The organism is Verrucomicrobiota bacterium, from assembly GCA_019247695.1.
Lineage (GTDB): Bacteria > Verrucomicrobiota > Verrucomicrobiia > Chthoniobacterales > JAFAMB01 > JAFBAP01.
The window spans coordinates 1-4146 of record JAFBAP010000033.1 but is presented as its reverse complement, the minus strand read 5'-3'; the positions used below and the strand labels follow the sequence as shown (position 1 = coordinate 4146).

General features: G+C 61.0%; 6 protein-coding genes. 5 read left to right on the top strand and 1 reads right to left on the bottom strand.

Features of this window, described 5'->3' with window-relative positions; genetic code table 11:
* Nucleotides 1-114 precede the first annotated feature (114 nt).
* From JO015_03870 to JO015_03850, 5 genes are all read left to right on the top strand, one after another.
* Entirely contained in the window at nt 115-429 is a 315-nt protein-coding gene (locus JO015_03870; GenBank protein MBV9998232.1) for a hypothetical protein, read from the top strand.
* On the top strand, nt 413-742 hold the full coding sequence (locus tag JO015_03865; protein MBV9998231.1) for a hypothetical protein: 330 nt from the start codon (nt 413-415) through the stop codon (nt 740-742). The genes JO015_03870 and JO015_03865 overlap by 17 nt, the downstream gene beginning before the upstream one ends.
* Nucleotides 743-1389: 647 nt before the next feature.
* Complete coding sequence (locus JO015_03860; GenBank protein MBV9998230.1) at nt 1390-1845, top strand: CBS domain-containing protein; 456 nt, start codon at nt 1390-1392, stop codon at nt 1843-1845.
* 96 nt (nt 1846-1941) lie between these two features.
* A complete protein-coding gene (nfi, locus tag JO015_03855; protein ID MBV9998229.1) occupies nt 1942-2622 on the top strand; it encodes a deoxyribonuclease V in 681 nt (226 codons plus the stop codon).
* Nucleotides 2623-2794: 172 nt separating this feature from the next.
* Nucleotides 2795-3658 carry a hypothetical protein gene (locus JO015_03850; GenBank protein ID MBV9998228.1) on the top strand — a complete coding sequence of 288 codons (864 nt, stop codon included), beginning with the start codon at nt 2795-2797 and terminating at the stop codon, nt 3656-3658.
* A 55-nt stretch (nt 3659-3713) separates the two neighbouring features.
* On the opposite strand, the gene JO015_03845 is transcribed toward JO015_03850, so the two are convergent.
* Nucleotides 3714-4146, bottom strand: a 433-nt coding sequence (locus JO015_03845) for a hypothetical protein (GenBank protein MBV9998227.1), incomplete at its 5' end; no start/stop codon positions are given.

The window sequence follows — 4146 nt, the reverse complement described above, 5'->3', positions numbered from 1 at the left end:
CTTGTGGCACACGAAGTGCTCACGTCTACTGCGCTTTGCTGTACCATGCTCCGTTTCAAACCAGAAGAGCGTAACCGAGGAGAAGATATCAGATTTACCAAATCACGCCGATTTATGTTCAAAGTCTCCTTCGACTGGCCTCCCGGGTTCGACGCGAAAAGGCACGATCTACCGGTGGACGGCCATTCGGTCATTGTGGAGGTCGAGCCGGAAGAGGTTGGCGCGACCATTCCCGGCAGCTCACAAGAAACCGCTCTGTACTGCGCCGAGGAGACGGCCCGGCGTGCGGCCCTGGAGACGATCCAGAAAGATCTGCCGGAGGGGGTTGAACCGGTCTGCCTGGTGGCGCTGGTCGATCGTTTACCGGGCGAACTGCGCCGGCGGACGCCGACGCTCCACACGTCCGGGGCCCGTGCCTGGCTGGTTTAGGCAGGTCCGTCCTCCCGCTTTCCGGCTGGCCTTTTTCAAGGATGCGCGGATTCGCGAAGCGGACGAGTTTTACAGCCGCGTGCTGCCGGGCGGGCTCGGCGAGGATGACGCCAACGTCGCTCGCCAGGCCTATGCCGGTTTGCTCTGGAGCAAACGGTTCTACAATTACGACCCTCCCTTTCTGGAAGGCGTCTTCCGGAAGGTGCTGCTCAACTTCACTTGGCGGGTGAACCGCAAGGACGACATCCGGCTCACCACCTACTATGAGCCGGATTCGCATTACTACCATCAGATGCTCCTACGTCCCGGGTAAGGGGAGAGCTACCTTTTCGGCGGAAACTCGAACTGGCGCGGGCCGATCCGGTTCCAAATCAACTTCCTGATCATCGAGGCGCTCGAACGTTACCACCAGTTTTACGGCGACCGATTGATGGTCGAATGCCCTGCCGGTTCGGGCCGCATGCTCACGCTGAAGCAGATCGCCGGCGAGCTCTCGCAGCGGCTTACCCGTCTTTTTTTGCGGGACGAAAGGGGGGCACGGCCGTGTCATGGGAACGTTGAGCGGTTTGCGTCTGATCCGCACTCGCGCGAGAGTTCGGAGTTCAGAGCGGCAGCATCGGTGCGAGATGCCCATGCCAAGCTCCGGCTTCGTGGATCTTTTTCTGCGTTCTTCTGCGTGTTCTGCGGCTGATCCCGTCTTCCCGCGGTGTGAGCGTGCCCCTCGGGGGAGATCGGACCTGGTTCTACGACGCCTCCGAGCTCCGAACCCCGAACTCCGAACTCTTTCCCCCCTCTTCCCGCCGTGTTCGCCGTGGCTCGCCGTGTTCGCCGTGTGAACTCTTACGTTGTGCCCGCCACACCCGCTGTGCCCGCCGTGTGACCGTGTGAACGGGGGCACCCTCAAGGTCCATCATTTTAATGGTCGACCGGCCCGATTGAACGCGTATAGTTGATCCTATGATGGAAGTCACTGGCACGGTCAATTCGATCCTGGCCACCAAGGGATCTGACATCTGGTCAATCCCCCCAGATGCAACGGTCTTTGAAGCCATCCACTTAATGGCTGAAAAGAATGTCGGGGCGTTACCTGTCGTCCAGAATGATCAGCTGGTCGGAATCATCTCCGAGCGCGATTACACCCGAAAGGTTATCCTGCAGGGCAAATCCTCGAAGGATACGCCGGTTAGAGACATTATGACCCAGCGGCTCGTCACTGCCGATCCCGATGATCGCGTGAGTGAATGCATGCAGCGGATAACTGAAAACCGCGTGCGCCATCTTCCGATCCTTCAGGGAAACAAAATGGTCGGGATTTTATCGATCGGCGATCTGCTGGCCTGGTTGATCGCGGCCCAGAGAAATACAATCGATAACCTGGAACGCTACGTCACCGGCGATTTCCCCTCCGGGTACTGATCCCCCCGACACCTATTCTCTTGATCGCCGCGCGAGGACGCGCCAGGAAATGCATGATCCGTCCGGCAGGCTCACTCCTCGCCCGGCTTTGAATTCGTGGAGCCGGTACATCGCCATTCTTGGGAGGTAACCCCGGACGAGGCGGTGGCGCTGCAGAAAGAGCTGTCTACCCGGCTGATCATTCGCGACGAATTTCCTGTACCCCTGCAATTGGTCGGGGGCGTCGACGTGGCTTACCGGGAAGATAAATCCCTTGCCATTGCGGCAGCCGTCGTTCTGGATGCCGTGACCTTGCAGGTCAAAGAACTGGTGCACGCCGAAAGCGGCATCAGCTTTCCGTACGTTCCGGGGTTGCTCTCGTTCCGCGAAATCCCTGCCATTGAGTTTGCCTTGGGCAAGTTGGCCCTCCGGCCGGACCTGCTCGTTTGCGACGGACACGGCATCGCTCACCCGCGACGCTTCGGACTGGCGTCACACCTCGGCTTATTATTCGATCTGCCCACCATCGGATGCGCCAAAAGCAGCCTCCGGCTGCGGGCGCGACAGGAGCCTGGTCTGACGCGCGGCTCTTTCAGCGAGTTAGTTTCCCGAGGCCGAGTGGTGGGCGCCGTGCTGCGTTCGCGCGACCGCGTCAAACCCCTGTACGTGTCGCCCGGGCACCGGGTGTCCATCTCGTCGGCCCGCGAGCTGGTCCTTAAAATGTGCACCCGATACCGGCTGCCTGAACCGACGCGTTTGGCCGATCAGGAGGTCGGCCGGATAAGGAAACTCGTCTGAGCCTTGGCGGCAGAAGGGGGGAAAGAGCGAAGGGTAACAGCCGGTGCAAAGCAACCAGGCAGGCCGCGCCGCAGCCGCCGCCGGAGCCGTGTAGCCCGCCGATGCCCCCAAAGGTTCTATTTCTCCACAATTGACCCCACATGACGATGAAGGCTATAGAGGCCTGTTGCGTATGGCTCAACGCGTTGGCAAATGCACAAACTATTCCGGCTGCAAGCTGGCCTATCGAAACGAGAAAATCACGGTAGTGACGAAGGATTTTCGCTGTCCCGAGTGTGGCTCGCCGCTGGAACCGGTCGGCCCGAAAAAGGGTCCGCCGTACACGTTGTACGTTCTCATTGGGGTCGGCGCCGTCCTGGTGTTTGCCGTCGGCGCGATCATCTGGACATTGACGAACTCGCCGCGCCCGCACGTCATGCTGGTACAGGAATCACCCTCCCCGGTCGCAACGCCTACGGTGGCTGCACCAACCCCGGTGCCGACCCCGAGTGAGGTGGCGGCCGCCACGGAGACCCCGCCTGTCCCTGCCGCCACGCCGGAGCCCGTTGCCACCCCAGCGGGCCCGTTGAATTTCGATACGAATACTCCGGAGATAGCCGCAGTCCGGCGCGAGGTCCTGCGCCGGATTGAATCTTCCCCCTATCCGCAGGCGCAAAAAGATCGTGCTTACGGACTCGTCGACAAGGCGCACGGCATGGGGCGCCTCTTTACCGTCTCATTTGAGACCGCCATCACGAAGCTGCCGCCCCAGGAGATCAGCCTGATTCAAAGCACGGTCGGCGATCCGAAGATCAAAAAGGTGTTGGACGATCCTGCCGTCGTTCTGGTCGTCCTCGGGTTCGCGGACCGGCAAGGCAATGACCTGCAGAACCAACAATTGTCGCAAGGGCGCGCGCAAGCCACGATCGACCTGTTGCGGGATAAATGCGCGGTGCTCAACGTCATGTACCCGATCGCCATGGGTGGAACCGATATTTTCGACGCCAAACAGTTCGCAAAGAACCGCATCGTCGAAGTGTGGGCGGTGCTGCCCTAGCCAGGAATCGGGTGTCGGGTGTCGGGTGGCGGGTGGCGGGTGGCGGGTGTCGGGTTCAGCGTCCGGCGCGGATCAATCCCCGGCGTACCTCGTCAATCGCGTCTTGCACTTCCGCGTTCGGCTCACTTTCATCGGTGACCATGCCCCGCAGAAGGACCTCAAGCCGGCGTAAGTCGGTGAGCGGCCCCTGAAATGCCACTTCCAGCGCCAGCGGCGGCGCATCGCCGAAATCGCGGCAATAACTGTCGGGCCCTCCCGGCAGTAATTTGACGAGGACCGCCAGCACCTCAGCCCAAAGATCAACCGGAATTTTCGCTTCGGGTTGCCCGTCCCGGCCCGGCTGCCGGCGCACATTTTGCGGTCCCAGCGTGCGTGACCAACGCGCTTCCTGTCCGAAGAGCCTGACGATTCGTTCCCTGAGCGGTTCCTGCCGCGCTTGTTCCGAGGCCAGTTGGGCGGCAAAACTAAGCAGCTCGTCGATGACGATG

Bases quoted from the DNA above. Each gene is read 5' to 3' on its own strand.
- JO015_03850 (MBV9998228.1), top strand. From the start codon at position 2,795: ATGGCTCAACGCGTTGGCAAATGCACAAACTATTCCGGCTGCAAGCTG.
- JO015_03870 (MBV9998232.1), top strand. From the start codon at position 115: ATGTTCAAAGTCTCCTTCGACTGGCCTCCCGGGTTCGACGCGAAAAGG.
- JO015_03860 (MBV9998230.1), top strand. From the start codon at position 1,390: ATGGAAGTCACTGGCACGGTCAATTCGATCCTGGCCACCAAGGGATCT.